This is a genomic window from Streptomyces sp. NPDC012935 (genome assembly GCF_042900345.1).
Taxonomy (GTDB): domain Bacteria; phylum Actinomycetota; class Actinomycetes; order Streptomycetales; family Streptomycetaceae; genus Streptomyces.
Window position 1 is genome coordinate 76,288 of sequence record NZ_JBIBBC010000024.1, and the last position, 25,528, is coordinate 101,815.

Below are 25,528 nucleotides of genomic sequence, written 5' to 3' on the forward strand. Positions count from 1 at the left end.
CGGGCGTGGCGGAGGGCGTCGTCACTTCACCGCGCCGGCGGTCAGGCCGGAACGCCAGAAGCGCTGCAGGCAGACGAAGGCGGCGATCAGCGGGACGACCGCGACGAGCGAGCCCGTGATGACGAGCGAGTAGAACTCGGGCTGTTGCTGGGTGACGCTGTTCCACATGAACAGGCCCAGGTTGACCGGGTAGAGCTGCTCGTCGTTGAGCATGACCAGGGCGCCGAAGAAGTTGTTCCAGCTGGCGGTGAACGAGAACAGGAAGATCGTCATGAAGCCGGGTGCCAGCATGGGCAGGGCGATGCGCGCGAAGGTGCGCAGTTCGCCGGCGCCGTCGACGCGGGCCGCTTCCAGGACCTCGTTCGGCACGTAGCCCTCGGAGAAGACGCGGGCGAGGTAGACGCCGAACGGGTTGACCAGGGCGGGCAGCAGCAGCGCCCAGTAGGTGTTGACGACGCCGGCCTTGGTTGCGAGCAGGTACATCGGCAGCTGGATGACGGTGGTGGGGACGAGGACGCCACCGAGGACCAGTCCGAACAGCTTCTCCTTGCCTCGGAAGTCGTACTTGTCGAAGGCGTAGCCGGTGGCGACGCAGATGAGCGTGGAGGCTGCCGAGCCGACGACTGAGTAGAGGACGCTGTTGCCGAACCAGCGCAGGTAGATGCCGTCGTTGAAGGTGAGCACGTGGTGCAGGTTGGTGAGGAGGTTGAAGTCACCGAAGGTGAACCCGGATGTGGCGAAGAGGTCGCGGTGGTTCTTGGTGGCGGCGAAGAGCAGCCAGGTGACGGGCAGGAGGGTGTAGCCGGCGGCGACGATCAGCATGCCGTTGACGACGCCCTTGGACAGCAGGGTGTTCGGGGTGTTGCGCCGGCGGGTGGCCGCGGTGGACCGGGGAGCGGCGGAGGGCTCGGCAGTGGGTGCGGTGTTGCGGGTGAGGACGCTCATGACGTGGTCGCCTTCCACCGGTTGCCGATCCGGGTGACGAGGTAGGAGAGGACGACGCCGAGGGCGGCCAGCAGCAAGGACGCGGCGGCGGCCAGGCCGTAGTCGTGCTGCACGAATCCGGCCTTCCAGATGAACAGGGTCGGGGACCACTCGGTGTCGATCGAGGGCGCTCCGCGCTGGTTGAGGAGCTTCGGCTCGGTGAAGATCTGGATTGCTCCGACACAGGTGAACAGAACGGTCATGACGACCGCTGATGCGATCATCGGCACCTTGATCTGCAGCGCGGTGCGCAGTGCGCCGGCTCCGTCCACTACGGCCGCTTCGATCACTTCGCGCGGCACGGCTTGCAGGGCGGCGTAGAAGATGACCATGTTGTAGCCCATCCACTGCCAGACGCTCAGGTTGACCAGCGACGCCAGCACATGATCGTTGGCGTAGAAGTCCCAGGAGCCGCCGAACGCGCCGATCCATTCGAGCACCGGGCTCAGGCCCGGCGTGTACAGATAGATCCAGATGATCGATGCGATCAGTCCGGGGATCGCGTGCGGCAGGAACAGGGCGAGTTGAAAGAAACGCTTGGCGCGGGCGAGGGCCGAGTCGACCAGGAGGGCCAGGGCGAGGGAGCCGCCGATCATCACCGGGATGTAGAGGGCGCAGTAGAGCGCGATGTGCGCGAAGGATGCGCGAAAGCCGGTGTCGGCCAGCGCCTTCGTGTAGTTGCCGAAGCCGGCGAACACCCGCTCGGTGCCACCGAATCCGAGCCCTGAGGAACGCTCCTGGAACAGGCTCATCCACACGGCGTAGCCGATGGGCGCCACCATGACCACGGCGAACAGCATGAAGAACGGCGTGATGAGCAGGGCGGCCGTACGCCGTTGGCTGCGCAGGAGAAGCGAGGCGCTCGGCGGCTGGGGCGGCAGCTGGGCAAGAAGGTGGGACGAGATGCGGCGGCTCTGCGCCGGCCGGCTGGTGGGGCGGGCTGGGGGTGGGGCCACTGCGGCTCCTTGGTGGGTGGGGCGCGGCTGAGGCGGGTGGTGCAGGGGCAGGGGGCGGGGCTGAAGGGGGCGGGGCTGGGGGCTGGAGGGGCGGTTGTCGGCAGGCCGTTGTTCCCTGGACGGCGAGGCACCCCGGACCGCGCCGTCGAACCCTTCCGCCGCCGCCACCCCGCACCACTACTGCGCGAGCTTCAGTCCCCGTTCGGCGATGCCCGTCTCCGCCTTCTGCTGCCCCGCCTCGATGCCCTGTGCGAAGCCCGACTTGGCGGTCTCGTCCTGGATGGCCGTGTAGACGTCCATCTGGTTCGGCCCCCAGGTCCAGCCGGGGACGATGGTGTCGACCTGCTGGGACGCGAGGGCGTAGAGGTTCTGGCCGTTCAGGTACGCGGTGTCGAACCTGGCGGCCGCCACGTCGCGCATCTCGGGGTTGGCCGGCAGGGCGCTGCTGGGTGAGTCGAGGTCGGCGAGCCTGGCCTCCACGCCGGCCTTGTTCGTGGTGAGCCAGGTGATGAACTCGGCGGCGGCGTCGGCGTGCTCACTGCCCTTGAGGACGCCGTAGGAGGTGCCGCCGTAGTTGCCGCTGGCGGCGGTGCCCCAGTTGGGCATGGGCGCTGCGGCCCACTTGCCCTTCTGGTCGGGCATGGCGGTCTGCATGCCGCCCGCGGACCAGGAGGCGCCGAGGAAGGAGAGGGTCTTGCCGGAGGTGCGGGCCTTGGTCTCCTCGGGGCTGTAGGCGGTGAACGACTGCACGAGGTCGTCCTTGATCAAGCCGTCCCAGTAGGAGGCGACCTTGTTGCTCCCCGTGTCGTCGACGGCGGGCTTCCAGGCGTCGCCCTGGGTGGTGAACCACTTCCCGCCCGCCTGCCAGGCCAGTGCGGCCAGCAGCGCGGGGTCGCTCTTCGGCATGGAGGCGAGCCGTACGTTCTTGTCCTGCTTCTTGACCTTCTCGGCGGCCGTCCTGAACTCGTCCCAGGTCTTGGGGACTTCGATGCCGTACTTCTTGAACAGGTCGGTGCGGTAGTAGTAGAGCTGCGGCGCGGCGTCGTACGGCACGGTCCAGGTCTTGCCGCCGAAGGTCACCAGGTCCTGGATGGGTTTCGGGAACTTCGTCTTGACCGTTTCACCGGCGTATTCGGTCAAATCGATCAGATTGCCCTGGCTGGCGAACTCGGGGACCATCTGGTACTCGACCGTGGCCACATCGGGTGCATTGCCGGCCTTCACCGAGTTGACGAGCTTGCTGTAGCCCTCGGTGCCGCTCGGTATCTCGGTGAGCTCGACCTTGATGTCCTTGTGCGTTCTGCTGAACGCCTCCACGGTCGACTTGGCCCCGAGTGTCCAGGTCCAGTAGGTGAGCGTGACGGGCTTTCCGCCCGCGTCGGTTCCGGTCGAGCCCCCGTCGCCGTCGTCGCTGCCGCCGCAGGCGGTGGCGAGCAGGCCGAGCGCGGTGACGGCGGCGAGAGCGGCGGTCGTACGGAATGAACGTGTGATGCGGGACGAAAGTGTGGTGCGGGACGAACGTGAAGTGCGCGTCATGGCACGTCTCCTACGAGACCTCGTACGGGCAGAGGCGGTCGCAGGACATCTTTTGCGCACACACGATCAGAGTCAAGAGCGTTCGCGCGAAACAATCAAAACGATCGCCTTTCGCTCATTCGGCGATCGATTCGCCGCCGCAGGATGAGCGGACCCTCAACTCCGGGAGCAGGTCCAGGTGTTGACGCGGCCCCGGCCGCTGCCCGCTCCGGCGCTCGGCGAGGCGCTCCAGCAGCAGCTTTGCGGCCAGCTCCCCCACGGAGCGCGTGGGTGGCGCGACCGCGGTCAACGGCACGTCGGACAGACCGGCGACCTCGTCCTCGTACGCGATCAGCGCCAGGTCGTCGGGGACCCGGATGCCGCATGCCTGGAGCCGTGGCACCAGCACGATCGCGTCCTCGTCGCTGTGCACCAGCGCGGCGGTGACGCGACGCTTCTTCACCGCTTCGACGAGATAGTCGACGCTGGCTTCGTAGTCCCCGTGTTCGCGCACGGTCGGGGCGGCGCCCGTGTCCACGTCGAGCCCCAGGGCCTGCACGGCCGCCTGGTAGCCGGCGGTGATCTGGTTGGCGTGCGGGCCCTCCTGGAGCACCGCGGTGATCCTGCGGTGTCCGAGGCTCGCGAAGTGACCGACGGCGACCGCCGCGCCGTGGGCCCGGTCGGTGCGCACCCGGTCGAGCACCGCGGCGGGGTTTCCGGGCGGAGCCAGGCGTTCGACCAGGACGGCGGGAACGTCGTGCTCCAGCAGCCACTTCTCCTGACCGTTCTCGGGCACGCCGCCGAACCAGCTGGGCGCGACGAGCAGTCCCTCCGCGCCGCCCGAGAGCAGGTGGTCGGCCTGCACCGAGTCCTCGGTGTCCACGTAGCCGGACACCCCGAGCACGAGCCTGCCGCCGTGGGCCGCGACCGCTTCCCGGGCGCCGCGCACGATGTCGGCGAAGATGTAGTTCGTGGTGGGGACGATCATTCCGATCACCGCGCCCTCGGCGCCCGAGGACCGTTCGCGCGCCTCGGTGGCCGGGTCCCCCGGCCACACGACCGCGCCGTGCAGCCGCTGCACCCGGCCCTGCGCCGCGAGCGCTTCGACGTCGCGCCGCAGGGTGACGGCGGAGACACCGAGTTCCGTGGCGAGTTCGGCGACGCGGAGGCTGCCCCGCTCCCGGACGAGTTCGAGCACCCGCTCGTGGCGCTGGTCGACGTGCAGTCGCATGGTTCCCCCTGGGGCGAGGCCGGTCGAACGATCCCGCGGGCCACGCGGAGCGTGATCCCGAGGGCGCTCACTCTACGCCCACAATCGTATCGATCGTTTCCGATCAATACGATCAGCCTACGAGATTGCGCCTGGTTGGACAGCTGCCCGGACCTCATCAACGGCGGTGCGCGGAAGTAGCACTCAGTTCCCCCACTCCACTGCACTGAGTGCCATCCATCCAGCTCAGGTGCTACGTTCCCGTCCATGAGCTCCAGCAGTGCGGCATCCGGCCGCGGCGAGAAGGCCGAGAGGGCGGAAAAGGGCGAGAAGGCGGAGGCCGCGGCCGCCAAGCCCCCCATGCGCGATGCCCTCGTCGCGGCGGCTTTCCACCTGTTCCTGGAGCGGGGCTACGAGCAGACGACCGTCGACGACATCGTGACGCTCGCGGGCGTCGGTCGACGGTCGTTCTTCCGATACTTCCCGTCCAAGGAGGACGTGGTCTTCCCCGACCACGAACGGTGCCTGGCCGACATGACGGCCTTCCTCGCGGCGAGCGGCGAGGAGCACGAGCCGGTGCGCCGGGTGTGCGACGCGGCCCGGCTCGTACTGCGCATGTATGCGGAGAACCCCACCTTCTCGGTGCAGCGCTACCGGCTCACCAAACGGGTGCCTGGGCTGCGGGCGTACGAGCTGTCCGTCGTGTGGCGTTACGAGCGGCAGCTGGCCGAGTACCTGCGCGAGCGCTTCGCGGGCCGGCGCGACGGGTGGCTCCAGGCGGACGTGATCGCCGCCGCGGTGGTCGCGGCCCACAACAACGCACTGCGGTCCTGGCTGCGCTCCGACGGCCAGGGCGACGCGAGCGCCGAGGTGGACCACGCCCTGGGATATGTGCAGTCGGCCTTCGCCACCGGCCCCGTCCCGCGCCCGGACGGCGACGAACCGGCCGAGGACGTCGTGGTCGTGGTGTCCCGGCGTGGTGCGCCGCTGTGGCGGGTCGTTCAGGAGATCGAGACGGCCCTCGGCACGGGCACATGAACCACAGCTCGAACTGGACACGTGAAGCACAGCTCGAACTGGACACGTGAAGCACAGCTCGACCTGGGCACATCAACCACGGCTAGGCCCGGTCACATGATTCCCGCGCTCGACCCCGTCACATAATTCAGGGTACGCAGTGCCTTTACGAGTGGCACTCAGTGCCATACGCTGAGGCCGTGCACGGTGGCACGGTGAACCGGGCACGTGCGTGCTCGGGTGACCCGCGCACGCGGGATTCCGGCCGAGCGCAGGGAGTTGACAGCGTGTACCACCACTCAGGAAGCGTTGCTCGCCAGACCGCCGGTTCCGGGGCCGGCGTACTCGACCCCGCGGCCCCGGACAGGGACGCCATCGTCTTCCAGCGCTGCACCTGGTGCGGTACCGCCATGTACCACCGGCTGTTGTGTCCGGTCTGCCAGGGCAGTGACCTGCGGACCGAGCGCAGTGAAGGGGTGGGGACCGTCCGGCACTCCACGGTGGTCCACCGCAATACCCCCGCGGCGCGCAATGTGTCCCTCATAGAGATGGCAGAGGGGTTCGTCGTGCGTGGCCGGGTCATCGGCCCGCCGATCGGCATTCACAGCGGGGACCGGGTCCGGCTGTCCACGGCGAAGGACCCGGTCCGCAGCGAGCCGGTGTTCCAGCTGATCGACGAGCCCTACCGCGCCTGGACCTGACCCGCCTGCCGGCTCCTGCACACCGGTCCCGGCCAGGCGGCCGCCGACGGTTCTTCTCCTCCCCTCCGCCGTCGCGCGCGCGTCCCCTCGTTCTCGCGGTCATCTCCGGCTGTGACCAACCCAGTTCGCCCCGAGAGCAACCACTCTTCGTTCCCGCCACAGGCAACGCACAAGTACCACCTTCCGTCCTTCCCAGGTGAAGGGCCCGGGGGCGTCCCGGTGCGAACGGAAGGAGGGGCACGTGATTCGTGCCCGGCGAATATGGGTCACCGTCTTAGCGGTGCTCGCGGTGGTGGGGGCGTCGCCGGGGTGGGCTCAGGCTCAACCGGCATCCGAGGCAAGGCCGTCGGCGAACTCCACCGACGCCGACGGTGGTGGGGGCCTGCCGGACGACTGGAGCATCACCGGTGACGGGTCCGCGCGCAAGCTGGTGTGGCGGTCCGACGAGCGGGTGCCGATGGGCGACGCCCGCGTCGAGTTCTACGCCGGTGACCGGCTGCTCGGCCGTCCGGCGCCGGCGAAGGACGGGCGTACGTTCCGGCTCGGCCTTGACGGGGTCCGGCTGGACTCCGTGCAGGACCTCGAAGTACGGGCCGCCGGACGCCGGTTGGACGCGCCCGGCCCGACCGCCGGCAACTCTCGCTCGGCGGTGACTGTGCCGCCGCGGCTGCCGGTGAACCAGGTCGACCCCGGCAAACCGGGCGCGTACCGGACCGTCACGGGCGAGTACGACCTCGACCCGGTACGGCTGCCCGGATACGCCGAGCCGGTCGAGATGCGGGCCGTGGTGGTGGCGCCCAAGGGTGCCGACGGCCGGCGCCCACTCGCCCTGTTCCTCCACGGCCGCCACTCCACCTGCTTCACACCGCAGGGTGAGATCAGCGGCGACTGGCCTTGTGCGGCCGGCGCCGATCCGGTGCCGAGCCACCGGGGCTATCTGCGCGACCAGCAGCTGCTGGCCTCCCAGGGCTATGTGACCGTGTCGATCTCCGCCAACGGCATCAACGGCCAGGACTGGCGCGCCGAGGACGGCGGCGCGCAGGCCCGTTCCTCGCTCGTACGGCAGCATCTCGCCCGCTGGGTCGACTGGTCCGCCCACCCGGCCACGGCCCCCGCGGCCGTACGGCAGATGCCCAGGGCCGAGCTGACCCGTGTGCTGCTCGTCGGGCACTCGCGGGGCGGCGAGGGCGTCAACCGGGCAGCGATGGACAGCCTCTATCCGCCGCCCGCGAAGCAGGACGGCTACCGCGGCCCGGTGCGCTGGCACATCCGCGGCACTGTGCTCATCGGCCCGACGATCTTCGGCCAGAACCCGGTCCCGGACGTACCGTCGATGACGATCCTGCCGGGCTGTGACGGGGATGTCTCCGATCTGCAGGGCGAGGTGTACGTCGACGGCACCCGCCGGGTCAGCCGCGGAACCGCGCTGCACAGCGCGGTGTACATGGTCGGCGCCAACCACAACTACTTCAACAGCGAGTGGACGCCGGGCCGGGCCGAGGCGCCTGCCGACGACGACTTCTGGAACGACGAGGAGCAGCCCGACCCCGTCTGCTCCCCCGGTGCCCGCACCCGGCTGACCGCCGACCAGCAGCACAAGGCGGGCGCCACCTACATCGCCGCGGCTGCACGGCTGTTCGTCGCCGAGGACGACCGGGTCCGCCCGCTGCTCGACGGCTCGGGCCGCCGTGCGCCCTCCGCCGGGCCCGCGCACGTTCTCACCCATGCGGTGGGTGCGCGGCGCGGCGCGGGGTTCCTGCCGGACGGCAGGGTCACGGTGAGCTCAGGAGGCGGCCGGCTGTGCTCGGCGGTGCATCCCGCCACGGCCACCGCGTGCCTGTCGTCGGAGACGGCCGGAGGCTCCCCGCACTTCGCGCGGTGGGAGACCGACCGCGAGCCCGGCCGCCGCGCGGTCGCGCTGCGCTGGACCGCGGCGGGGTCGGCCGTACGGATACGTCCCGAGCGGCCGCTGTCCCTGACGGGCGCCAAGGCGTTGGCGCTGCGCGTGATCGTGCCGCCGAACACCACCGGTACGCAACTGGACGTCTCGGTCACCGACAGCGCCGGCCGGCACCGGACCCTCGGCCGCGTAAAGGTCGACGGCCTGCCGGGGTCGGACCGGACGGCGTCGTACTGGGCGCGCGAGGTGCGGGTGCCGATCGGCGCCGATGACGCGGCGGCGCTCGACCTGCGGCACGTCAAGTCCATGGAGCTGACGCCGCGTACGAGGTCCGGGCGGGCCTGGCTGATGGACGCCTGGGGTTGGCGGCCGGGCACTCCGGAGGTGCGGGAGGCTGCGTTGCCCCGGGTCGACGTCGGCCGGCTGACCGTCAAGGAAGGGACCTCGGGCGAACGGACGTACCGAGTTCCGGTGCAGGTGTCGGGACGCGGCAGCGGGCAGGTACGCCTGTTCGTCGCCGACCCGGTCACGGGCAGGGCCACGGACCGGCTGGTGACGGTGCGGCCAGGAGCACAGGACATCGACGTACCGGTGAAGATCCGGGGCAACACCCGCTACGGCTACGACCTGCGGCACAACGTCTTCGTCAAGGCGGTCCGCACGGCCGTGGTCGGTTCGCACCTGGGCGGGGTGACCGCGGAGAACGACGACCCCTTGCCCACGATCGGGGTGAAGCCGGTCGCGGACCGGGTGACCGAGGGGAAGCCGTTGAAGTGGCGGGTGACTCTGTCCGCAGCAGCCGATGTGGAGGTGGGCGGCGTGTTCACCGTGGTGCCGGTCACCGACGGTGCGGCGCTGTCCACCAAGGACGTCGATCCCGAGTGGCTCCAGGAGACAACCGGCGCCGCACCGGATCCGCAGCGCCCGCTGTCGGAGGTGGACGATGTCCGTCTGTGGGTGTTCGTCCCCGCGGGCGCCACTGGTGCGGAGGTGACCGTGCCGACCGTGAAGGACACGGTGGCCGAGCCTGCCGAGTCGGTGCGCTTCCAGTTGTCCGACGACGAGGGTGAACCTGTGCCCGGTGCGCCGGTGGTGAAGGGCACGGTGGTGGACGCGTCCTGAAAAAGGCGCATCTGATGCCTTTGGGGCGACGTATCTCGCGGGCGGTCTTGCGCATGGCCGCCCGCGAGGGCGTCTACGGCGACCCAGCCGCTCAACATGAGTGCGCTCCACGGAGACTCGCGGGATACCCGGAGTAACTGCCCCCTCACGCCGTAGGTTTGAAGGTGAGGGGGGATCCGTGCGTTCCGGAGAGGAGTTCGCCGGTCGCTATGTCCTCGAGGAGGTCATCGGCGCCGGGCGCGGCGGCGAAGTGTGGCGGGCCCACGACAGGCCGGCGCTACCCCCTGGGCGCGGCCAGCACCGGCGGTCAGCCGGCCGGCGTCAGTGTCAGGCGGATGCCGACTGTGCCGTTCACGCCTCGGCGCAGTCGGCTGCCGAAGAGGGTGAGGCGGCCGGTGATGCCGTACTTGCGGGCGATGAGTCGGCGGTAGCGGGCGCTGGTGGCCTCGTCGCAGATCTCGGCTGTGGCGGGGACCTGGTCGCCGGTCGGTCTGCCGCGCAGGTCGCAGGGGCCGACGAGGACGTCGCGCCGGGCGCGGATGCGCTTGACCTTCCACGAGTCGGCCACCGTCCACACGCCCAGGGCGTCTCCGTCGCGGACCACCCAGACCGGCGTGGCGACGCCGGTGCCGTTCTTGCGGTAGCTGGTGAGGAGCAGGTACTGGCCCGCGCCGAGCGTGTCGAGCGACGTATCGTCCATGGTCGGAAGTGTAGGCAGCGAGGGTGCGGGCGGCGCAGGTGGGGACGCCGACCGGGGGCGCCCCCACCGTGCTGCTCAGCGAAGGGCCGCCGCCATGCGCCGTACGCCCTCCGTGATCAGCTCGGGTGATGTCGCCAGGTTCAGCCGTACGTGACCTGCTCCGCCGGTGCCGAAGGGGATACCGGAGTTGAGTGCGACCCTGCCGCGCCGCAGGAAGACGTCCGCCGGGTCGTCGCCGAGGCCGAGGGCGCGGCAGTCGAGCCAGGCGAGGTAGGTGGCCTCGCCCGGGCGGTGGGTGATCGCGGGGAGGTGCTCGGCCAGGAGGTCCGCGAGCAGGAGCCGGTTGTCGTCGAGGCCCGCGAGCAGCGCGTCGAGCCAGTCGGTGCCGTCGCGCAGGGCGGCGCTGTGGGCGATGATGCCGAGGTGGCTGGGACCGTGGCTGACCTCTTCGGGCAGCCGGGCCATGTCGGCGGCGGCCTCGGGTCCGGCGATGGCGAGGGCGGCCTTGAGGCCGGCCAGGTTCCACGCCTTCGACGCCGACATCAGTGACAGCCCGTTCTCGGCGCCGGGGGTGCTCAGATACGGCACGAAATCGACGCCGCCCGCGGTGAGCGGGGCGTGGATCTCGTCGGCGACGACGCGCACGCCGTGGCGGTCGCCGAGTGCGGCCACGGCGGCCAGTTCGTCGGCGGTGTGCACGGTCCCGGTCGGGTTGTGGGGGCTGCACAGCAGGAAGGCGGCGCGTCGGCCGCCCGTGGTGGCCCGCCGGAACGTCTCTTCGAGGGTGTCGAGGTCGATGCGCAGGTCGGCGCCGAGCGGGGCCTCGATCACCTGGCGGTCCATGTGCTCGACGAACATGTAGAACGGCGGGTACACGGGTGAGTTCACCACGACCGGATCGCCCGGTCCGGTGACCAGTTTGAGCATTTCGACCACCCCGAGCATCACGTCGGGCACGATCGCCGTTCGCTCCACGGCGAACTCCCAGCCCCACCGCTTCTGCGCGAAGCCGGCGAGCGCCTCGGCGTAGCCGGTGCCCGCGGGATATCCGGTGTCGCCGAGCGCGAGGACGTCGGTGAGCGCACGCACGATGGGTTCGGCCAGCGGTACGTCCATCTCGGCCACCCACAGGGGAAGGACGTCCTCGGGGTAGGCGCGCCACTTCATGCTCGTACGACGCCGGAGGCGGTCGAGGGTCAGTGCGCGGAGCGGATTCGGTTCACCGGACGTTTCGTGCGGGATCCTGGTCATGAGGCACAAGATAAGGGGATGTGCGGGCGCCGGGAACGATGAGGACGGGCAGTGGCCGGTGACGGTCGGTGCTGCGTCGGCTGTGTTGCCGTAGCGCGGCTGGATTGCCGTACGCGGCCGGCCGAGCGCGGCCGAGCGGTGCTGGTCGGGACGTCGGCGCAAGAACGATCACCCGCGGGGTGAACACGCGCGTACCGGGCCACGTATGGAGTGAGGGTGCTCAACCACGGGAGGGCCCCGCGGCGTTGACGCCGCGCTGTACTGGTTCGGGAGCCACGCATGAGGCACGCACGACGACGTCTCGTCCGGCGAGTGACACGGCTGGCGGCGGTCGGCGGACTCCTCCTCGGAGGAACGATGGTCACACGCGCCGTGGCGAGCGAACCACCCGACGCCTCAGCCGTCCCGCGCACCTATGCCGCCTCGGCCGGCGACACCGGCAGTGAGCTCGTCTCACGGCTCGGCACGTCCCGTACGGCGGGCAGCTGGATCGGTGCCGACGGGAAGCCGGTCGTCGCGGTCACCGACGAGGGTGCCGCCGCCGAGGTGCGCAGGGCCGGCGCCCGGGCGAAGCTGGTCGGCCACAGCATGGACGAGATGAAGTCGGCGACGTCGACGCTGCGTTCGGCGCCCCGGGTGGCCGGGACGGCGTGGGTGATGGACTACCGGTCCAACGAGGTGGTCGTACGCGGCGACAGCACCGTCTCGGCGTCCGACTGGTCCCGGATGACGGACCTCGCGGCGGACATGGGCGGCTTCGTCCGCATGGAGCGCACCGAGGGCACGTTCACCACGCGCCTCAACGGCGCGCTGCCGCTGCTGTCGACGGCCGGGCGCTGTTCGGCCGGCTTCAATGTCACCGACGGCCGGCGCGACTTCATCCTCACCGCCGGGCACTGCGGGCCGAACGGTTCGGTGTGGTTCGCCGACAACCGGGGCCGGCAGCAGATCGGGCAGACGGTCCAGCAGAGCTTCCCCGGCGGCGACTTCTCGCTGGTCCAGTACGCGAACGGGGACGCCGGCGCCGGGGCCGACGTCGTGTCCATCGGCGAGGGCAAGGGCGTGCGGATCACCGGCGCGGCCGATCCGGCCGTCGGACAGAAGGTGTTCCGCAGCGGCAGCACGAGCGGGCTGCGTGACGGCGAGGTGACGGCGCTCAACGCCACGGTCAACTACCCCGAGGGCACCGTCACGGGGCTGATCGAGACGAACGTGTGCGCCGAACCCGGGGACAGCGGCGGTCCGATGTTCTCCGAGGGGGTCGCGCTGGGTGTGACATCGGGTGGCAGCGGCGACTGCAACGCGGGCGGCACGACGTTCTTCCAGCCCGTGAGCAAGGCGCTGGCCGCGCTCGACATGAAGCTCATCGTGGCGCAGAACGGCTCCGGTCAGGGCGCTGCGCCCGCGCCGTCGCAGGGCGCGGGCGCGCCCGGTGACGCGTCGCCGGGTTCGTCGGCGCCGGTTGCCGGCGAGGCCGCCGTGACGCTGCTGTCCCGGCTCGCGGACCCGAAGAACGTCGGCCCTGGTCTGCTGGTCGTCGCGGGCAGCCTGGTCGCTTTGGTGGCGACCCGTTTCATCCGCGCCGAGCAGGACCGCAAGGCCTACCGGCGGTACTACTCGGCGACCTGGGGGTGACGATCCGGTCACCCGAGGGTGAGCACAACGGTCGCGACCGCCGCGCCGGCCAGCCCGGTCACCCGCCGCACGGTGAGGGGTTCGCGCAGGAGGATGAACCCCAGGACGACGGGCAGCGCCGGGTAGAGCGAGGCGAGGACGACGGCGACGGCCGGCAACTGCCGCTGCGCGGCGAGCAGGTAGAGGATGAGGCCGAGTGCCGCTCCCGCGCCCATCAGCAGCGCCTCGCCGAACCTCCGCTTCGGCAACCGCAGCTCACGGCCGAGCCGGAATCCCACCGGCGGCAGCACCAGTACGGCGGCGGCCCGGCCCGCCGCGACCGGCCACAGCCCGCTCGACGACCCTGCCTGGCCGAGTGCGAGGTACTGCACGGCGACGCCGGCACTGGCGAGCAGTCCGTCGGCCACACCGTTGGCGGCCGGTGTCCGGGTCGGTTCCCGTTGCCGTCCGGGTGGGCGCTCCTCGCCGCGGCGCCGGGCGTCACTCCCCCGGCAGGTTCTGCAGCCGGCTCGTCGCGGCCTCCTCGCCGCGGGCCACTGCGGTCGTCCGCGACGAGCCAGAGCGCGGGCACGGTGACGAGGAAGCCGGTCCAGGCGAGCGCTCCGGGGCGGTCGCCGAGCAGCAGCACACCGCACAGCACGGACAATGCGACGGAGGTGACGGCGCTCACGGGAACGACGGTGCTCATCGCGCCCCGGCTCAGGCCCCGGTTGAGGAAGTGCATCGCCGCCGCGCTGCCGACGCCGGACAGGGCGCCCCATCCCAGATCCGTGAGACTCACGTCACCGGCAAAGACGAGGAGTGCGGCCGTGGTGGCGAGGAGCAGGCCGCCGAGCTGGCCGATCAGGGTGACGGCGGCGAAGTGTGCGCGCCGGGAGAGCATTCCGCCGGCGAAGTCGACGATGCCGTGACAGACGGCCGAGGTCAGTGCGAGAAGGGCACCCATTGGATCAGGGGTGCCCGAGCGGGGCGTTGCGATGCGTGGCGAGACGGGCCGAGGAGGATGCTGGGGCCTGCGCCGAGGCGAGTGTTCAGGCCGCCTTCACCGGCTGCAGGGCCGCGGCGGCCCACTCCAGGACGAGGCGCTGGTACTCCTCGCGCTGCTCGACGCTCAGTGTCCCGCCCGACCGGCGCCACAGCGCCCGGATCTCCTCGTTGACCTCGTCAGCCGATCGATCGGAGGCGATTTCAACAGTGGTGGACATGCTGTGAAGCATACGGCGCCTGAGGTGAAGGCCATGTGAGTAAGAACGCGCAATACGGACATACCAGACAGTGTTGCTGATCACGTCCATCTGTCCCCGCAGAGCGCGGAGTTCAGGCCTCGGTCGCCCCCAGCACCAGCACCTGGATCGCCAGAACGGCGGCGCCACGGGCCCAGTCGTGAAAGTCGGACACCTTGGTCTCGAGGTCGATCGACGCGGCCAGCGGATGCCGCTGGGCACGGATGGTGTCCGTCACAGTCTTGCCGGCGACCTCCATGAGACCCACCCCCTCCCCCGCGAGAAGGATCTTCTGCGGCAGCACGAAGTTGGCGATCTGGGCGACCAGGGTGCCCAGGGCGCGGGCCGCCTCCTCGATGACCCGGGCGGGCATCGCCTCGCCCGCCGCGGCGCTCTGCAGAATCTCCTCGTACGTGCGGTCGCGGCCGGTGGCCGCCCGGACCTGGTAGCGGATGCTGGGGATGGTCAGCAGGGAGACGGCGCTGCCGCGCTCCCCTTCGGGGGTCAGCGGGCCGTGGGGGTTCACGATCCAGTGGCGGCCGAAGCCGCGGTCCTCCTCGGCGTAGGGCACCCGCTTGCCCCCGAGGACCAGCCCGTAGCCGATGCCGGCGCCGATGGTGAGGACGACGAAGCGGTCGAGACCGCGGCCGGCGCCGAACCAGGTCTCCGCCTCGACGAGGGCGGCGACGTCGTTCTCCACGACGACCGGCAGCCCCGTGCGCTCCTCGACCAGTTCGGCGAGCGGCACGCCTCGCCAGTCCAGGAACGGTGACTCCCCCACCACGGCCCGGTCCTCGACGAAGCCGCCTACGCCGATGCCGATGCCGGCGAGCCGCGGACGGTCGCCGGCCAGCGCGTCGGTCATCTCCCCCAGCAGCTCCACCACCGCGGCCGGTTCACGGGTGACCAGGGGGCGGTCGTGGCGGGCGACGATCTCGCTCCGGAGGGTGGTCAGGACGCCGTAGACCATGTCGTCGGTGATCTTGAAGCCGAGGAAGGAGAGGGATTCGGCGACGACGTCCAGCGGCTGGGACGGGCGCCCCTGACGCACCTCGGCCGGGCTGCCCGCCTCGGGCACCTCGACGAGAAGGCCCGACTCGATCAGCGGTTTGGTGAGCCGGGTCAGGCTGCCTGCGGACAGGTCGAGCCGCCGGGCGAGCTCGGTGCGCGACAGGGGCCCGCCGACGAGCACCTCGATCGCAACCGAGCGCTCACCGGGACTCAGAGGGGGCCAGCTGGCGGCTACTGGGGTCATGGTCGTCAGGCTCCCACATGATCTTTTCTCTGACTTTTTTCCCTGGTTTTTTTCCTTGCGAAACCAACAAGACCATTCTAGAGCGGTTCACCCGGCCAGAAGAAGATGTTTGCACACCCCTTGACGGCTGGATTCTTCCGCGGCAAAAGTAAGTGGCGCCGAGGACGAGCCGCAGACGAGGGAGTCTCCTGATGACCATCGCCTCCAGCAGCCCTCCTTCGCGCCTGCCGCTGGGTGGCCGCGAGGGAACAGGGACCAAGTCGAGGACGCGTCAGGCGCGCTCCCGCGAGAACGAGGGGGACGGGCGGCTCGCCGCGGTGTTCATCGCTCCGGCGATGCTGGGCTTCCTGCTCTTCCTGCTCTGGCCGACGCTGCGGGGCATCTACCTGAGCTTCACCCGCTTCAACCTGCTCACGCCCGCGGAGTGGGTGGGCCTGGACAACTACGTGCGGATGGTCCACGACCCGATCTTCTGGGAATCGCTCGGGGTCACCGTCGAGTACGTGGTCATCAACATCGGCGTCCAGACGGTGTCGGCGCTCGCCATCGCCGTACTGCTGCAACGGCTGACCCAGTCGGCCGTGCTGCGCGGGATCGTGCTCACGCCGTATCTGATGTCGAACGTCGTGGCGGGCATCGTCTGGCTCTGGATGCTGGACACCCAGCTGGGCATCGGCAACGAGATCATCGCGGGGATCGGCGCCGACCGCATCCCGTTCCTCGCGGACGAGACCTGGGCGATCCCGACGATCGCCCTGATCAACGTGTGGCGGCACGTCGGGTACACCGCGCTGCTGCTGTTCGCCGGTCTGATGGCGATCCCCAACGACATGTACGAGGCCGCGAGGGTCGACGGTGCGAGCGAGTGGCGCATGTTCTGGCGCATCACGATGCCGTTGCTGCGACCGGTCCTGGCGGTCGTTCTGATCATGACGGTGATCGGTTCGTTCCAGGTGTTCGACACGGTCGCCGTGACGACCGCGGGCGGACCGGCGAACGCCACGAACGTCCTGCAGTACTACATCTACGGCGCCGCCTTCGGCCGCTTCCAGTTCGGGTACGCCTCGGCGATGTCGGTGGCCCTGCTGGTCGTGCTGAGCGCGATCACCGTCCTGCAGTACCGGCTCACCCGGGCCGGCCAGAGCGACCTCGGCTGAGGGAAGGGAGACACCGACATGGCTGCCGTGGCAGACACCACGACCGTACGGCGCGTCAGGCGCAGGCCCTCCTTCGGACGGGCCGTGGCCTGGGCGGTGATGGCCGCCGTCGTGCTCATCACGCTGTTGCCGTTCTACTGGATCCTGCGCACCGCGCTGTCCTCGAACACCGCGCTCGCCGCCCATCCCGGCGATCTGCTGCCCGTGGATCCGACGACCGGAGGCTTCGAGCGGGCGCTCGGTCTGCAGTCGGCCGAGGAGGCGATCGCCCAGGGCGGTTCGGGCGGCGGGCTCAAGTTCTGGCGCTATCTGATCAATTCGGTGATCGTCTCGACCCTGATCACCGTCTGCCAGATCTTCTTCTCCGCCATGGCCGCGTACGCCTTCGCGCGGCTGCGCTGGCGGGGGCGGGAGCAGGTGTTCGGGCTGTTCCTGGCCGGGCTGATGGTGCCGGCGATCTTCACGCTGCTGCCCAACTTCGTGCTGATCAAGCAACTCGGCCTGGTGGACAACCTGTTGGGGGTGGCGCTGCCGACGATGTTCATGACGCCGTTCGCGGTGTTCTTCCTGCGGCAGTTCTTCATGAACGTGCCGCGGGAGGTGGAGGAGGCCGCCCTGCTCGACGGGGCCGGGAAGATCCGGATCTTCTTCCGGGTGATGCTGCCGATGGCGTCCACACCGATCCTCACGCTGGGGCTGCTGACGTACATCACCGCCTGGAACGACTACTTCTGGCCGTTGATGGTGTCCTACAGCGACAGCTCGCGCGTGCTCACCGTCGCGCTCGCCATCTTCCGGGCACAGACCCCGCAGGCGGGCTACGACTGGTCCGGCCTGATGGCGGCCACGCTGATCGCCGCCCTTCCGATGCTCGTGCTGTTCGGCTGCTTCGCACGGCGCATCGTCAGCTCCATCAGCTTCACCGGCATCAAGTAAGGGGACAGCGATGCGAGTTCGGATGCGTACGATCCTGGCCTTGACCGGGGCGATGGCGCTGTCCCTGGCCACCGGCTGCGCACAGGGCGGCGCGGCCGGGTCGGGCGGGAACACCGTGACGTACTGGCTGTGGGACGCCAACCAGCTGCCCGCCTACCAGGCCTGTGCGAAGGGGTTCGAGAAGCAGAATCCGGGCCTGAACGTGAAGATCACACAGATGGGCTGGGCCGACTACTGGACCAAGCTCACCGCGAGCTTCATCGCGGGCACCGAGCCGGACGTGTTCACCGACCACATCCAGAAGTTCGGGCAGTTCGCCGACCTGAACGTGCTCGAGCCGCTGGACGACCTCGGGATCGACGACTCCGCCTACCAGGCCGGGCTGGCCGCCAACTGGAAGGGCCAGGACGGTCATCGCTACGGCGCACCCAAGGACTGGGACACCGTCGCCCTCTTCTACAACAAGAAGATGGTCAAGGAGGCCGGGCTCACCGCCGACGGGCTCGACGGCCTGTCCTGGAACCCGAAGGACGGCGGCACCTTCGAGAAGACCATCGCGCATCTGACCGTCGACAAGAACGGCAGGCGCGGCGACGAGAAGGGCTTCGACAAGAACAACGTCAAGGTGTACGGGATGGCCACCGGCGGCGCGGGCGACGCCGACGGGCAGACCACCTGGAGCCCGTTCGCCGCCTCGGCGGGCTGGCGCTACACGGACCAGGCGCGCTGGGGCACCAAGTACCAGTACGACAGCAAGACCTTCCAGTCGGTGGTCGACTGGTACTTCGGCCTGGCGAAGAAGGGCTACCTCGCGCCCTTCACCGACTACACCGACGGCGCCAACCCGGCCACCGCCCAGGTCGCCTCCGGCAAGGCGGCGACCGCCCTGGACGGCGCCTGGATGATCTCCACCTACTACGGCACCAAGGATCTCGACGTCGGCACCGCACCCACGCCGACCGGCCCCACCGGCAAGCGGGCCACCATGATGAACGGCCTCGCCGACTCGATCACCAAGAACGCCCGCAACAAGGAGGGCGCGAAGAAGTGGGTGCGGTATCTCGCTTCGAACGAGTGCCAGAAGGCCGTGGGCGGCTACGGCATCGTCTTCCCCGCGACCCCTGACGGCACCGACGCGGCCGTGGCCGCGTACGAGAAGAAAGGCATCGACGTGTCCGCGTTCACCGAACCGGTCACCGACAGGCAGAACTCCACCACCTTCTCCTTCCCGATCACCGACTACGCGGCGGACGTGTACTCCCTGATGCGCCCCGCGATGCAGGACGTCTACGCCAACGACGCCCCGGCGAGCGGCCTGACCAGGACCAACGACCAGATCAACTTCATCCTCGGCCAGTGAAAGGCACACACTCCATGACGTTCTCCCTCGGCATCGTCGGCGCCGGCCAGTTCTCCGGCCAGTTCGCCACGCTGTTCCAGGCCCACCCCGGTGTCAGCGACGTGTACGTCACCGATCTGCTGCCCGAGCGGGCCGAGCAGCTCGCCGACGCACAGGGACTGGCCGGCACCTTCCCCTCGTACGAGGCGATGCTGGAGTCGGCGGCCGTCGACGCGGTCGCCATCTTCACCCAGCGCTGGACTCACGGGCCGCTGGTGCTCCAGGGCCTCAACGCCGGCAAGCACGTCTACTCCGCGGTCCCCATGGCGATCACCACGGAGGAGATCGCGGCGATCATCGACGCGGTCAAGGCGACCGGCCTGACCTACATGATGGGCGAGACCAGCGAGTACAACCCGGCGACCGTGCACGCGCGCAACCAGATCGCCGAGGGCGCCTTCGGCCGGCTCTTCTACGCCGAGGGTGACTACGTCCACGACATGGACCTGGGGTTCTACGAGGCGTACCAGTACAGCGGCGGCGAGAACTGGAAGGCGACCGCCTCCTATCCCCCGCTGCTGTACCCGACGCACGCGGTGGGCGGTGTGCTGGGGGCCTGGCGGACGCACGCGGTGAGCGTCTCGGCGATCGGGGTCGTGGACGACCGGGGTGACGGGGTCTTCGACAAGAGCGTCAGCCAGTTCGGCAACGACGTGTCCAACGCGACCGCGCTGTTCGAGGTCGCGGGCGGTGGCTCGTTCCGTACGAACGAGTTCCGGCGGGTCGGCTACCCCTCGCACATACGGGAGTCGCGGTTCCGTTTCTTCGGTACCGAGGCGAGCATGGAGCAGCTCGCCACCGTGGCCCTCTGGCAGGACAAAAAGGGCGTCAAGGACATCAGTGAGCTGCTGGAGCCCAAGCCCACCATGTCCCCCGACGACCCGTCGCTCCAGCACATCGCGCCGGAGCTGCGGGCGGCCTTCACCTCGGGGTCGGCGCCGGTGCACGACCGCGCCCGGCTGCCGCGGTCGTTCGACAACCTGCACAACGGCCACGAGGGCAGCCATCACTTCCTGGTGGACGACTTCGTGACCGCGGTCAACACCCGCACGCTGCCCTCCGTGAACGCGTGGGTGGCCGCTCGCTACACCCTGCCGGGCATCGTCGCGCACGAGTCCGCGCGGCAGGGCGGGGCCAGGCTGGAGATCCCGGACTTCGGGGACGCGCCGGAGGCGTGACGTTTCTCCCCGTCCGCTCGCGAGCCGGGTGCCTGCCGTCCGTCAGGTGCCCGGCTTGCGGCCGTACACGTAGACGTCGTCGCCGTTCTTCAGCAGCGACCAGTACTTCTTCGCGTCGGTCTTGGTCATGTTGACGCAGCCGTGCGAGCCGGGCGGGTTCCACATGCTGACGCCGACCGAGTGGAAGGCCTGGCCGCCGTCGAAGAACTGGGAGTACGGCATCGGCACGTCGTAGATGGTCGACACGTGGTCGATGTTCCGCCAGTAGATCTTCTTCAGGCCGGTGCGGGTCTCGTAGCCGTTACGGCCGGTGCGGACCGGCACCGGGCCGTACACCAGCTTCTTCCCGTCCTGGATCCAGCTCAGCTGGAGCGAGAGGTTCACGCAGGCGATGCGGCCCTTGTCGACGGGGCACTTGCCGTCCTTGTTGGGGTTCGTGCCTACGGCCTTCTGCTTGTTCATCAGGTCCATCACGCCCCACGTGACGGGGCCCGCATAGCCGGCGTTCGGGGTGATGCCGTGCTTGGTCTGGAAGGCCTGGATGGCCTTGCAGTCGGCGCTGGACTGCCTGCCGTCGACCGGCCGGCCGAGGAACTTCTCCACCTTCTTCTGATACGGGCCGGCCTGCGTCGTGCAGCTCGGAGCCGCCTGCGCCGGCGCGGCGGTGAGCGTCAGCGCGAGCGGTGCGACGAGTCCTGCGGTGATGCCGAGTGCGACGGCACGCCGTCTGCGTATGTCCCCCATGGCCGGGCCTCTCCCTTGGGTGTTCCTGTGGACTTCTGCCAGGTAGACCGCTGTACGGGGGCTTCGGTTGTGGCGCGCGCCGGGCTGTGACCGAACGGTGAAATTTCGCCAGGCCTGAATGTGACCCATGTGGCCTGGCTCACTCGGTGAGCGAGGAGTTTCAGGCGTCGCCCGGCCGGCGCACGGCTGCCCGGAACCCGGTGTTGACCGCGGTGAGGCCGCCGTCGACGGTGAGGGTGGCGCCGGTGATCCAGGCGGCGTCGCGGGACGCCAGGAAGGCGACCGCGGCGGCGATGTCCTCGGGCTCGCCGACCCGGCCCAGCGGGTACAGCGGGCGGATCGCGTCGAGTTCCGCCTCCCGTCCCTCCCAGGCCGAGGTCCGCACTGTGCCCGGCGTCACCAGGTTGACGCGGACCGAGCGGGCGGCGGCGTGCCCGGCGAGGGTGCGGGTGAGGGAGCCGAGGCCGGCCTTGGCGGCGCTGTAGGCATGATTGCCGAAGTCCTGCAGGCCGTTGACGGAGCCGATGTTCACGATGGCTCCGCGGCCGGTGGCGGCCAGGTGCGGAAGTGCGGCACGGCAGCAGCGGTACGTGCCGGTCAGGGTGACGTCGAGGTCGCGGGCCCATGCCTCGTCCGGGCCGTCCTCGAAGAGCGCGGTGTCGGGTGAGCAGGAGGCCGCGCTGTTGACCAGGACGTCGAGCGAGCCGAACGCGCCGACGGCGAGGGCGACGGCCGCCTCGACGGACGCGAGGTCGGCGACATCGCATGCCGAAGCCTCGGCCGCGAGCCCCTTCTCCCGCAGTCTCGCCGCGGACCGCTCGGCCTCGGCCCCGTCCACGTCCGTGACAAGGACGCGGGCCCCCTCCTCGGCGAACCGGCGGGCGGTAGCCGCGCCGATGCCGCGGGCCGCGCCGGTGATCAGAACTCCGTGACCTGCGAAGCGCGTTGTGTCCGTCATGACCCGAACCGTAGTGCCGGAAGGATCATCCGGGCAGATAGCGTGCGTCCATGTCCGTGTTCATTCAGCAACTCCCCGCGCTCATAGGCGTCGTGATCGGCGCGCTCGGTTCGTACATGGCGGTCGTGCGGGGCGACCGGATGAGGTTCCGGCGGGAGCAGACGGCGCGTTGGGAGGAGCGGCGGCTCACGGTGTACGCCGAGTACGCGCAGTCGGTGAAGAAGACGGTCACGGTGACGTACCGGGTCGCGGCGCGGGCGGGCGTCGATCCGTACCCGGATCCCCTGAGTCTCGAAGAGGCGCAGCCGCTGCTGGCCGAGGCGAGCCTGCGCCGGGACCCCTCGGGTGAGGCGCTGCTCATGCTGGGCAGCCGCGAGGTGGTGGAGAAGGCGCGGGTCTGGGTCGTGGCGGCGATGGAGATGGAACGGTTCGTGCGGGAGGGCCGGGACGACCGTGCGGCCTGGCAGGCGCTGCTGGAGCGGCAGCGCGCCGGACGTGAGGGCTACTACGCGGCCGTACGCGACGATCTGGGCCTGCCGCCGGGCCACTCGGCGCGCTGGCCGCTCCCGGCCATGAACCCGCTGCCCCCTCAGCGGTAGCGGGTTGCTGTAGCGGTCAGCGGTAGCGGGTTGCTGTAGCGGTCAGCGGTAGCCGGTCGTGTCCGCCGGCTTGTCCGCGTCCTGGACCTCCACGAGGTACCGCCAGGCGTCGGGGCGGCTGCCGTCGAGGTCCGTGAAGCCGTAGACCGGCGCGAGCTGCCCGCTGGAGAGGGACTCGCCGTTCCAGCGGGCCACGTCGGGGTCGGCGGCGAGGGCGGCGACGGCGCGGCCCACGTAGCGCGGGGTCTCGGAGATGGCGAAGTGCGGGACGCGTTCGAGGGCGTCGCGCCAGTTGTCCTCGCGCACCTCGAACGCGTCGAGCATCATCTCCGAGCGCAGCCAGCCCGGGGTGAGCGCGACAGCGGTGGCGCCGCGCGGTCCCAGTTCATGGCCGAGGGAGAAGGCCATGCGCAGGACGGATGCCTTGGCGAGGTCGTAGAAGAAGGAAGTGCGGTAGTTGGCGCCGTTGTACTCGGCCGTGCCGTCGGTCATCTCGACGACCAGTCCGCCGGGGTGGCGCAGGAGCAGGGGCAGGGCGTGGTGGCTGGTGATCGCGTGCGTCTCGACCCCGAGCCGGAGCAGCCTGAGGCCCTTGTCGAGGTCGTGCTCCCAGACGGGGCTGTCCCAGGCGAAGAGCTTCTCGCCGCCCCAGACGTCGTTGACGAGGACGTCGAGGCGGCCCTGTTCGTCCGCGATGCGGTCCACGAGGACGCGGACCTGGGCGGGGTCGAGGTGATCGGTGGGTACGGCGACGCCGTGCCCGCCCGCTTCGGTGACGAGGTCCGCGGTGTCCTCGATCGTCTCGGGGCGGTCGTACTCGGAGCGCCGGGTGCGCGTGCTGCGTCCGGTCACGTAGACGGTGGCGCCGGCCGCCCCGAGCTCCACGGCGATGCCGCGTCCGGCGCCCCGTGTCGCGCCTGCGACGAGTGCGACCTTGTCCTTCAACGGCTGTGACATGTCCGGCCTCCCGACCCTGTGCGCCCGGCCTCTGCGAGCGGTGTCGTCTTCGAGGGTGCCGGGTAAGCCGGACATCTTCTGTCGTCTTTTGCCGGTCCTGCTCCGGTCCTGCCGTGGGGTCACCCGGCCGGGCGCAGGCGCGCGCGTCGGGCGCGTCGAGTGCGTCGAGTGCGTCGAGTCGGACGCGGCCTCAGTGGCCGCGGTCGATCCACTCCTGAAGCTGGGGTGCCTCCGCGCCGATGGTGGTCCCGTCGCCGTGGCCGGTGAGGACCTTGGTCTCGGGCGGGAGGGCGAGCAGGCGGGTGCGGATCGAGTCGATGATCGTCGGGAAGTGGGAGTAGGAACGGCCGGTGGCGCCGGGGCCGCCCTTGAAGAGGGTGTCGCCGGTGAAGACGACGCCCAGACCGGGGTCGTACAGGCACACCGCGCCCGGCGCGTGCCCGGGGGTGTGCAGGACCGTCAGGTCGACGCCGGGGCCCTCGATGATCTGCCCGTCCACGAGGTGGGCGTCGGGGTCGCGGTCCGGGTGGGTCTGCTTCCACAGCGGCAGGTCGTCGGGGTGGAGCCAGATGGTGGCGCCGGTGCGGTCGGCGAGGGCGGGCGCGGCGTCGATGTGGTCGTTGTGGGCGTGGGTGCACACGATCGCGGTGAGGCGGCGGCCGCCGACGGCCTTGACGATGGCGTCGGCGTCGTGGGCGGCGTCGATGACGATCACCTCGTGGTCGTCGCCGACGAGCCACACGTTGTTGTCGACGTCCCAGGTGCCGCCGTCGAGCCTGAACTGGCCGGACGTGACGAGGCGTTCGATGCGGGCGGTCATCAGAGCATCACCACCGAGCGGAGGACGTCGCCGTGGTGCATTCGCTCGAACGCCTTCTCCACCTCGTCGAGCTGGATGGTCTCGGTGACGAACGCGTCCAGGTCCAGACGGCCCTGGAGGTGCAGGTCGATCAGCATCGGGAAGTCGCGGGAGGGCAGGCAGTCGCCGTACCAGGACGACTTCAGGGCGCCGCCACGTCCGAAGACGTCCAGCAACGGCAGCTCCAGCTTCATCTCCGGGGTGGGCACGCCGACGAGGACGACCGTGCCGGCGAGGTCGCGGGCGTAGAAGGCCTGCTTGTAGGTCTCGGGACGGCCGACCGCCTCGATGACGACATCCGCGCCGAACCCACCGGTCAGTTCACGGATCGCCTCCACCGGGTCGGTCTCGCGCGAGTTGACGGTGTGGGTGGCGCCCATCGTGCGGGCCTTGTCGAGCTTGCGGTCGTCGATGTCCACGGCGATGATCCGCGCCGCGCCCGCCAGGTTCGACCCGGCGATCGCCGCGTCCCCGACGCCGCCGCAGCCGATCACCGCGACGGTGTCGCCCCGGCCGACGTTGCCGGTGTTGATCGCGGCGCCGATGCCGGCCATCACACCGCAGCCCAGCAGGCCGGCCACCTGCGGGGTGACCGCCGGGTCGACCTTGGTGCACTGCCCCGAGGCGACCAGAGTCTTCTCGGCGAAGGCTCCGATGCCGAGCGCCGGGGAGAGTTTCCGGCCGTCCGAGGCGAGCGTCATCTTCTGCGTCGCGTTGTGGGTGGCGAAGCAGTACCAGGGCCGGCCGCGCAGACAGGCCCGGCACTGGCCGCACACCGCACGCCAGTTGAGGATCACGAAGTCGCCGGGCGCGACGTCCGTGACGCCCTCGCCGACCGACTCCACCACGCCGGCCGCCTCGTGGCCCAGCAGGAAGGGGAAGTCGTCACTGATGCCGCCCTGTTTGTAGTGCAGGTCGGTGTGACAGACGCCGCAGGCCTGGACCTGTACGACGGCTTCGCCCGGCCCCGGGTCCGGCACGACGATCGTCTCCACGCGCACGGCCTCGTCCTTGCCCGGTGCGATCACGCCGCGTACTTCCTGCGCCATGGTGCTCCACCCTTCCCTCGGCGGGTCCTCGTCCACTGCCGACCCTAGTTGTGACTGATCGGTAAGGGGGTGCGACAGACGTCATCCGGCCAGGCAGTCGCCCTCCTCCGGGCCCCAAGCGGCCCGCGTCGATCTTGAGCGGCGCGGTCGGGAGCCGGTCACCTGAGGACGTCCCGGACTGCCTGCCCGGGCCAGGGCGCCGTCGTCCAGGCCGAGGGCGTCC

General features: G+C 70.2%; 23 protein-coding genes and 1 pseudogene. 9 read left to right on the forward strand and 15 right to left on the reverse strand.

Going from position 1 to position 25,528, the window contains the following annotated elements; genetic code table 11:
• Window positions 1–21: 21 nt before the first annotated feature.
• The 4 genes from ACFY5C_RS37275 to ACFY5C_RS37290 form a co-directional block, all read right to left on the reverse strand.
• Window positions 22–945, reverse strand: a complete 924-nt coding sequence (locus ACFY5C_RS37275) for a carbohydrate ABC transporter permease (protein ID WP_389453478.1) — start codon at window positions 943–945, stop codon at window positions 22–24.
• A complete protein-coding gene (locus tag ACFY5C_RS37280) occupies window positions 942–1,784 on the reverse strand; it encodes a carbohydrate ABC transporter permease (protein ID WP_389453572.1) in 843 nt (280 codons plus the stop codon). The genes ACFY5C_RS37275 and ACFY5C_RS37280 overlap by 4 nt, the downstream gene beginning before the upstream one ends.
• Before the next feature lie 333 nt (window positions 1,785–2,117).
• Entirely contained in the window at window positions 2,118–3,476 is a 1,359-nt protein-coding gene (locus ACFY5C_RS37285; RefSeq protein ID WP_389453481.1) for an ABC transporter substrate-binding protein, read from the reverse strand.
• Between the two features lie 115 nt (window positions 3,477–3,591).
• The gene (locus ACFY5C_RS37290) at window positions 3,592–4,686 is read right to left on the reverse strand and encodes a substrate-binding domain-containing protein (RefSeq protein ID WP_389453484.1); all 1,095 of its coding nucleotides are present in this window, start codon (window positions 4,684–4,686) and stop codon (window positions 3,592–3,594) included.
• Between the two features lie 339 nt (window positions 4,687–5,025).
• Here ACFY5C_RS37290 and ACFY5C_RS37295 point away from each other — a divergent pair, with 339 nt between their 5' ends.
• The 3 genes from ACFY5C_RS37295 to ACFY5C_RS37305 all read left to right on the forward strand — a co-directional run bounded on the left by ACFY5C_RS37295 (window position 5,026) and on the right by ACFY5C_RS37305 (window position 9,405).
• On the forward strand, window positions 5,026–5,703 hold the full coding sequence (locus ACFY5C_RS37295) for a TetR family transcriptional regulator (RefSeq protein ID WP_389453574.1): 678 nt from the start codon (window positions 5,026–5,028) through the stop codon (window positions 5,701–5,703).
• Between the two features lie 266 nt (window positions 5,704–5,969).
• Window positions 5,970–6,383: a Zn-ribbon domain-containing OB-fold protein gene (locus tag ACFY5C_RS37300; RefSeq protein ID WP_389453487.1), complete on the forward strand. Its 414-nt coding sequence runs from the start codon at window positions 5,970–5,972 to the stop codon at window positions 6,381–6,383.
• 241 nt (window positions 6,384–6,624) lie between these two features.
• A complete protein-coding gene (locus ACFY5C_RS37305; RefSeq protein ID WP_389453490.1) occupies window positions 6,625–9,405 on the forward strand; it encodes an alpha/beta hydrolase family protein in 2,781 nt (926 codons plus the stop codon).
• Window positions 9,406–9,712: 307 nt separating this feature from the next.
• On the opposite strand, the gene ACFY5C_RS37310 is transcribed toward ACFY5C_RS37305, so the two are convergent.
• Window positions 9,713–10,105: a PPOX class F420-dependent oxidoreductase gene (locus ACFY5C_RS37310; protein ID WP_389453492.1), complete on the reverse strand. Its 393-nt coding sequence runs from the start codon at window positions 10,103–10,105 to the stop codon at window positions 9,713–9,715.
• Window positions 10,106–10,180: 75 nt separating this feature from the next.
• The gene (locus ACFY5C_RS37315; RefSeq protein ID WP_389453495.1) at window positions 10,181–11,356 is read right to left on the reverse strand and encodes a MalY/PatB family protein; all 1,176 of its coding nucleotides are present in this window, start codon (window positions 11,354–11,356) and stop codon (window positions 10,181–10,183) included.
• 279 nt (window positions 11,357–11,635) lie between these two features.
• On the opposite strand from ACFY5C_RS37315, the gene ACFY5C_RS37320 reads away from it, so the two are divergent.
• Window positions 11,636–12,991 (forward strand): S1 family peptidase, encoded by a 1,356-nt coding sequence (locus tag ACFY5C_RS37320; RefSeq protein ID WP_389453497.1) that lies wholly within the window; start codon window positions 11,636–11,638, stop codon window positions 12,989–12,991.
• Window positions 12,992–12,999: 8 nt separating this feature from the next.
• On the opposite strand, the gene ACFY5C_RS37325 is transcribed toward ACFY5C_RS37320, so the two are convergent.
• The 4 genes and pseudogenes from ACFY5C_RS37325 to ACFY5C_RS37340 form a co-directional block, all read right to left on the reverse strand.
• Window positions 13,000–13,398 (reverse strand): EamA family transporter, encoded by a 399-nt coding sequence (locus ACFY5C_RS37325; protein WP_389453500.1) that lies wholly within the window; start codon window positions 13,396–13,398, stop codon window positions 13,000–13,002.
• 203 nt (window positions 13,399–13,601) lie between these two features.
• A pseudogene (locus ACFY5C_RS37330) lies at window positions 13,602–13,937 on the reverse strand (EamA family transporter); the annotation flags it as partial.
• Window positions 13,938–14,022: 85 nt separating this feature from the next.
• Window positions 14,023–14,208 carry a hypothetical protein gene (locus ACFY5C_RS37335; RefSeq protein ID WP_369275248.1) on the reverse strand — a complete coding sequence of 62 codons (186 nt, stop codon included), beginning with the start codon at window positions 14,206–14,208 and terminating at the stop codon, window positions 14,023–14,025.
• Between the two features lie 100 nt (window positions 14,209–14,308).
• Window positions 14,309–15,469, reverse strand: a complete 1,161-nt coding sequence (locus ACFY5C_RS37340; protein WP_389453503.1) for an ROK family protein — start codon at window positions 15,467–15,469, stop codon at window positions 14,309–14,311.
• Between the two features lie 191 nt (window positions 15,470–15,660).
• Between ACFY5C_RS37340 and ACFY5C_RS37345 the strand changes: the two genes are divergently transcribed.
• Genes ACFY5C_RS37345 through ACFY5C_RS37360 form a run of 4 tightly spaced genes read left to right on the forward strand, consistent with a single transcriptional unit; the run spans window position 15,661 to window position 20,139 of the window.
• Window positions 15,661–16,626: a carbohydrate ABC transporter permease gene (locus ACFY5C_RS37345; protein ID WP_389453505.1), complete on the forward strand. Its 966-nt coding sequence runs from the start codon at window positions 15,661–15,663 to the stop codon at window positions 16,624–16,626.
• 18 nt (window positions 16,627–16,644) lie between these two features.
• Entirely contained in the window at window positions 16,645–17,562 is a 918-nt protein-coding gene (locus ACFY5C_RS37350) for a carbohydrate ABC transporter permease (RefSeq protein ID WP_389453507.1), read from the forward strand.
• A gap of 10 nt (window positions 17,563–17,572) precedes the next feature.
• Window positions 17,573–18,922, forward strand: coding sequence for an ABC transporter substrate-binding protein (locus tag ACFY5C_RS37355; RefSeq protein WP_389453510.1), 1,350 nt, complete (start codon window positions 17,573–17,575; stop codon window positions 18,920–18,922).
• Between the two features lie 14 nt (window positions 18,923–18,936).
• Window positions 18,937–20,139: a Gfo/Idh/MocA family protein gene (locus ACFY5C_RS37360; RefSeq protein ID WP_389453513.1), complete on the forward strand. Its 1,203-nt coding sequence runs from the start codon at window positions 18,937–18,939 to the stop codon at window positions 20,137–20,139.
• Between the two features lie 42 nt (window positions 20,140–20,181).
• Here ACFY5C_RS37360 and ACFY5C_RS37365 read toward each other — a convergent pair whose 3' ends face one another.
• A complete protein-coding gene (locus ACFY5C_RS37365; protein WP_389453516.1) occupies window positions 20,182–20,883 on the reverse strand; it encodes a L,D-transpeptidase family protein in 702 nt (233 codons plus the stop codon).
• A gap of 160 nt (window positions 20,884–21,043) precedes the next feature.
• Window positions 21,044–21,841, reverse strand: coding sequence for an SDR family NAD(P)-dependent oxidoreductase (locus tag ACFY5C_RS37370; RefSeq protein ID WP_389453519.1), 798 nt, complete (start codon window positions 21,839–21,841; stop codon window positions 21,044–21,046).
• Between the two features lie 50 nt (window positions 21,842–21,891).
• Here ACFY5C_RS37370 and ACFY5C_RS37375 point away from each other — a divergent pair, with 50 nt between their 5' ends.
• Window positions 21,892–22,440, forward strand: coding sequence for a hypothetical protein (locus tag ACFY5C_RS37375; RefSeq protein ID WP_389453522.1), 549 nt, complete (start codon window positions 21,892–21,894; stop codon window positions 22,438–22,440).
• 42 nt (window positions 22,441–22,482) lie between these two features.
• Here the strand turns inward: ACFY5C_RS37375 and ACFY5C_RS37380 are convergent, their stop codons facing one another.
• From ACFY5C_RS37380 to ACFY5C_RS37390, 3 genes are all read right to left on the reverse strand, one after another.
• Complete coding sequence (locus ACFY5C_RS37380; protein WP_389453525.1) at window positions 22,483–23,397, reverse strand: SDR family oxidoreductase; 915 nt, start codon at window positions 23,395–23,397, stop codon at window positions 22,483–22,485.
• A gap of 190 nt (window positions 23,398–23,587) precedes the next feature.
• A complete protein-coding gene (locus tag ACFY5C_RS37385; RefSeq protein ID WP_389453528.1) occupies window positions 23,588–24,217 on the reverse strand; it encodes an MBL fold metallo-hydrolase in 630 nt (209 codons plus the stop codon).
• Window positions 24,217–25,305 (reverse strand): S-(hydroxymethyl)mycothiol dehydrogenase, encoded by a 1,089-nt coding sequence (locus tag ACFY5C_RS37390; protein ID WP_389453531.1) that lies wholly within the window; start codon window positions 25,303–25,305, stop codon window positions 24,217–24,219. The genes ACFY5C_RS37385 and ACFY5C_RS37390 overlap by 1 nt, the downstream gene beginning before the upstream one ends.
• Window positions 25,306–25,528: the final 223 nt, after the last annotated feature.

Bases quoted from the DNA above. Each gene is read 5' to 3' on its own strand.
- ACFY5C_RS37370 (WP_389453519.1), bottom strand. From the start codon at position 21,841: ATGACGGACACAACGCGCTTCGCAGGTCACGGAGTTCTGATCACCGGC.
- ACFY5C_RS37295 (WP_389453574.1), top strand. From the start codon at position 5,026: ATGCGCGATGCCCTCGTCGCGGCGGCTTTCCACCTGTTCCTGGAGCGG.
- ACFY5C_RS37335 (WP_369275248.1), bottom strand. From the start codon at position 14,208: ATGCTTCACAGCATGTCCACCACTGTTGAAATCGCCTCCGATCGATCG.
- ACFY5C_RS37360 (WP_389453513.1), top strand. From the start codon at position 18,937: ATGACGTTCTCCCTCGGCATCGTCGGCGCCGGCCAGTTCTCCGGCCAG.
- ACFY5C_RS37290 (WP_389453484.1), bottom strand. From the start codon at position 4,686: ATGCGACTGCACGTCGACCAGCGCCACGAGCGGGTGCTCGAACTCGTC.
- ACFY5C_RS37310 (WP_389453492.1), bottom strand. From the start codon at position 10,105: ATGGACGATACGTCGCTCGACACGCTCGGCGCGGGCCAGTACCTGCTC.
- ACFY5C_RS37390 (WP_389453531.1), bottom strand. From the start codon at position 25,305: ATGGCGCAGGAAGTACGCGGCGTGATCGCACCGGGCAAGGACGAGGCC.
- ACFY5C_RS37320 (WP_389453497.1), top strand. From the start codon at position 11,636: ATGAGGCACGCACGACGACGTCTCGTCCGGCGAGTGACACGGCTGGCG.
- ACFY5C_RS37365 (WP_389453516.1), bottom strand. From the start codon at position 20,883: ATGGGGGACATACGCAGACGGCGTGCCGTCGCACTCGGCATCACCGCA.
- ACFY5C_RS37375 (WP_389453522.1), top strand. From the start codon at position 21,892: ATGTCCGTGTTCATTCAGCAACTCCCCGCGCTCATAGGCGTCGTGATC.
- ACFY5C_RS37355 (WP_389453510.1), top strand. From the start codon at position 17,573: ATGCGAGTTCGGATGCGTACGATCCTGGCCTTGACCGGGGCGATGGCG.
- ACFY5C_RS37345 (WP_389453505.1), top strand. From the start codon at position 15,661: ATGACCATCGCCTCCAGCAGCCCTCCTTCGCGCCTGCCGCTGGGTGGC.
- ACFY5C_RS37315 (WP_389453495.1), bottom strand. From the start codon at position 11,356: ATGACCAGGATCCCGCACGAAACGTCCGGTGAACCGAATCCGCTCCGC.
- ACFY5C_RS37280 (WP_389453572.1), bottom strand. From the start codon at position 1,784: ATGCTGTTCGCCGTGGTCATGGTGGCGCCCATCGGCTACGCCGTGTGG.
- ACFY5C_RS37350 (WP_389453507.1), top strand. From the start codon at position 16,645: ATGGCTGCCGTGGCAGACACCACGACCGTACGGCGCGTCAGGCGCAGG.
- ACFY5C_RS37340 (WP_389453503.1), bottom strand. From the start codon at position 15,469: ATGACCCCAGTAGCCGCCAGCTGGCCCCCTCTGAGTCCCGGTGAGCGC.
- ACFY5C_RS37385 (WP_389453528.1), bottom strand. From the start codon at position 24,217: ATGACCGCCCGCATCGAACGCCTCGTCACGTCCGGCCAGTTCAGGCTC.
- ACFY5C_RS37285 (WP_389453481.1), bottom strand. From the start codon at position 3,476: ATGACGCGCACTTCACGTTCGTCCCGCACCACACTTTCGTCCCGCATC.
- ACFY5C_RS37380 (WP_389453525.1), bottom strand. From the start codon at position 23,397: ATGTCACAGCCGTTGAAGGACAAGGTCGCACTCGTCGCAGGCGCGACA.
- ACFY5C_RS37275 (WP_389453478.1), bottom strand. From the start codon at position 945: ATGAGCGTCCTCACCCGCAACACCGCACCCACTGCCGAGCCCTCCGCC.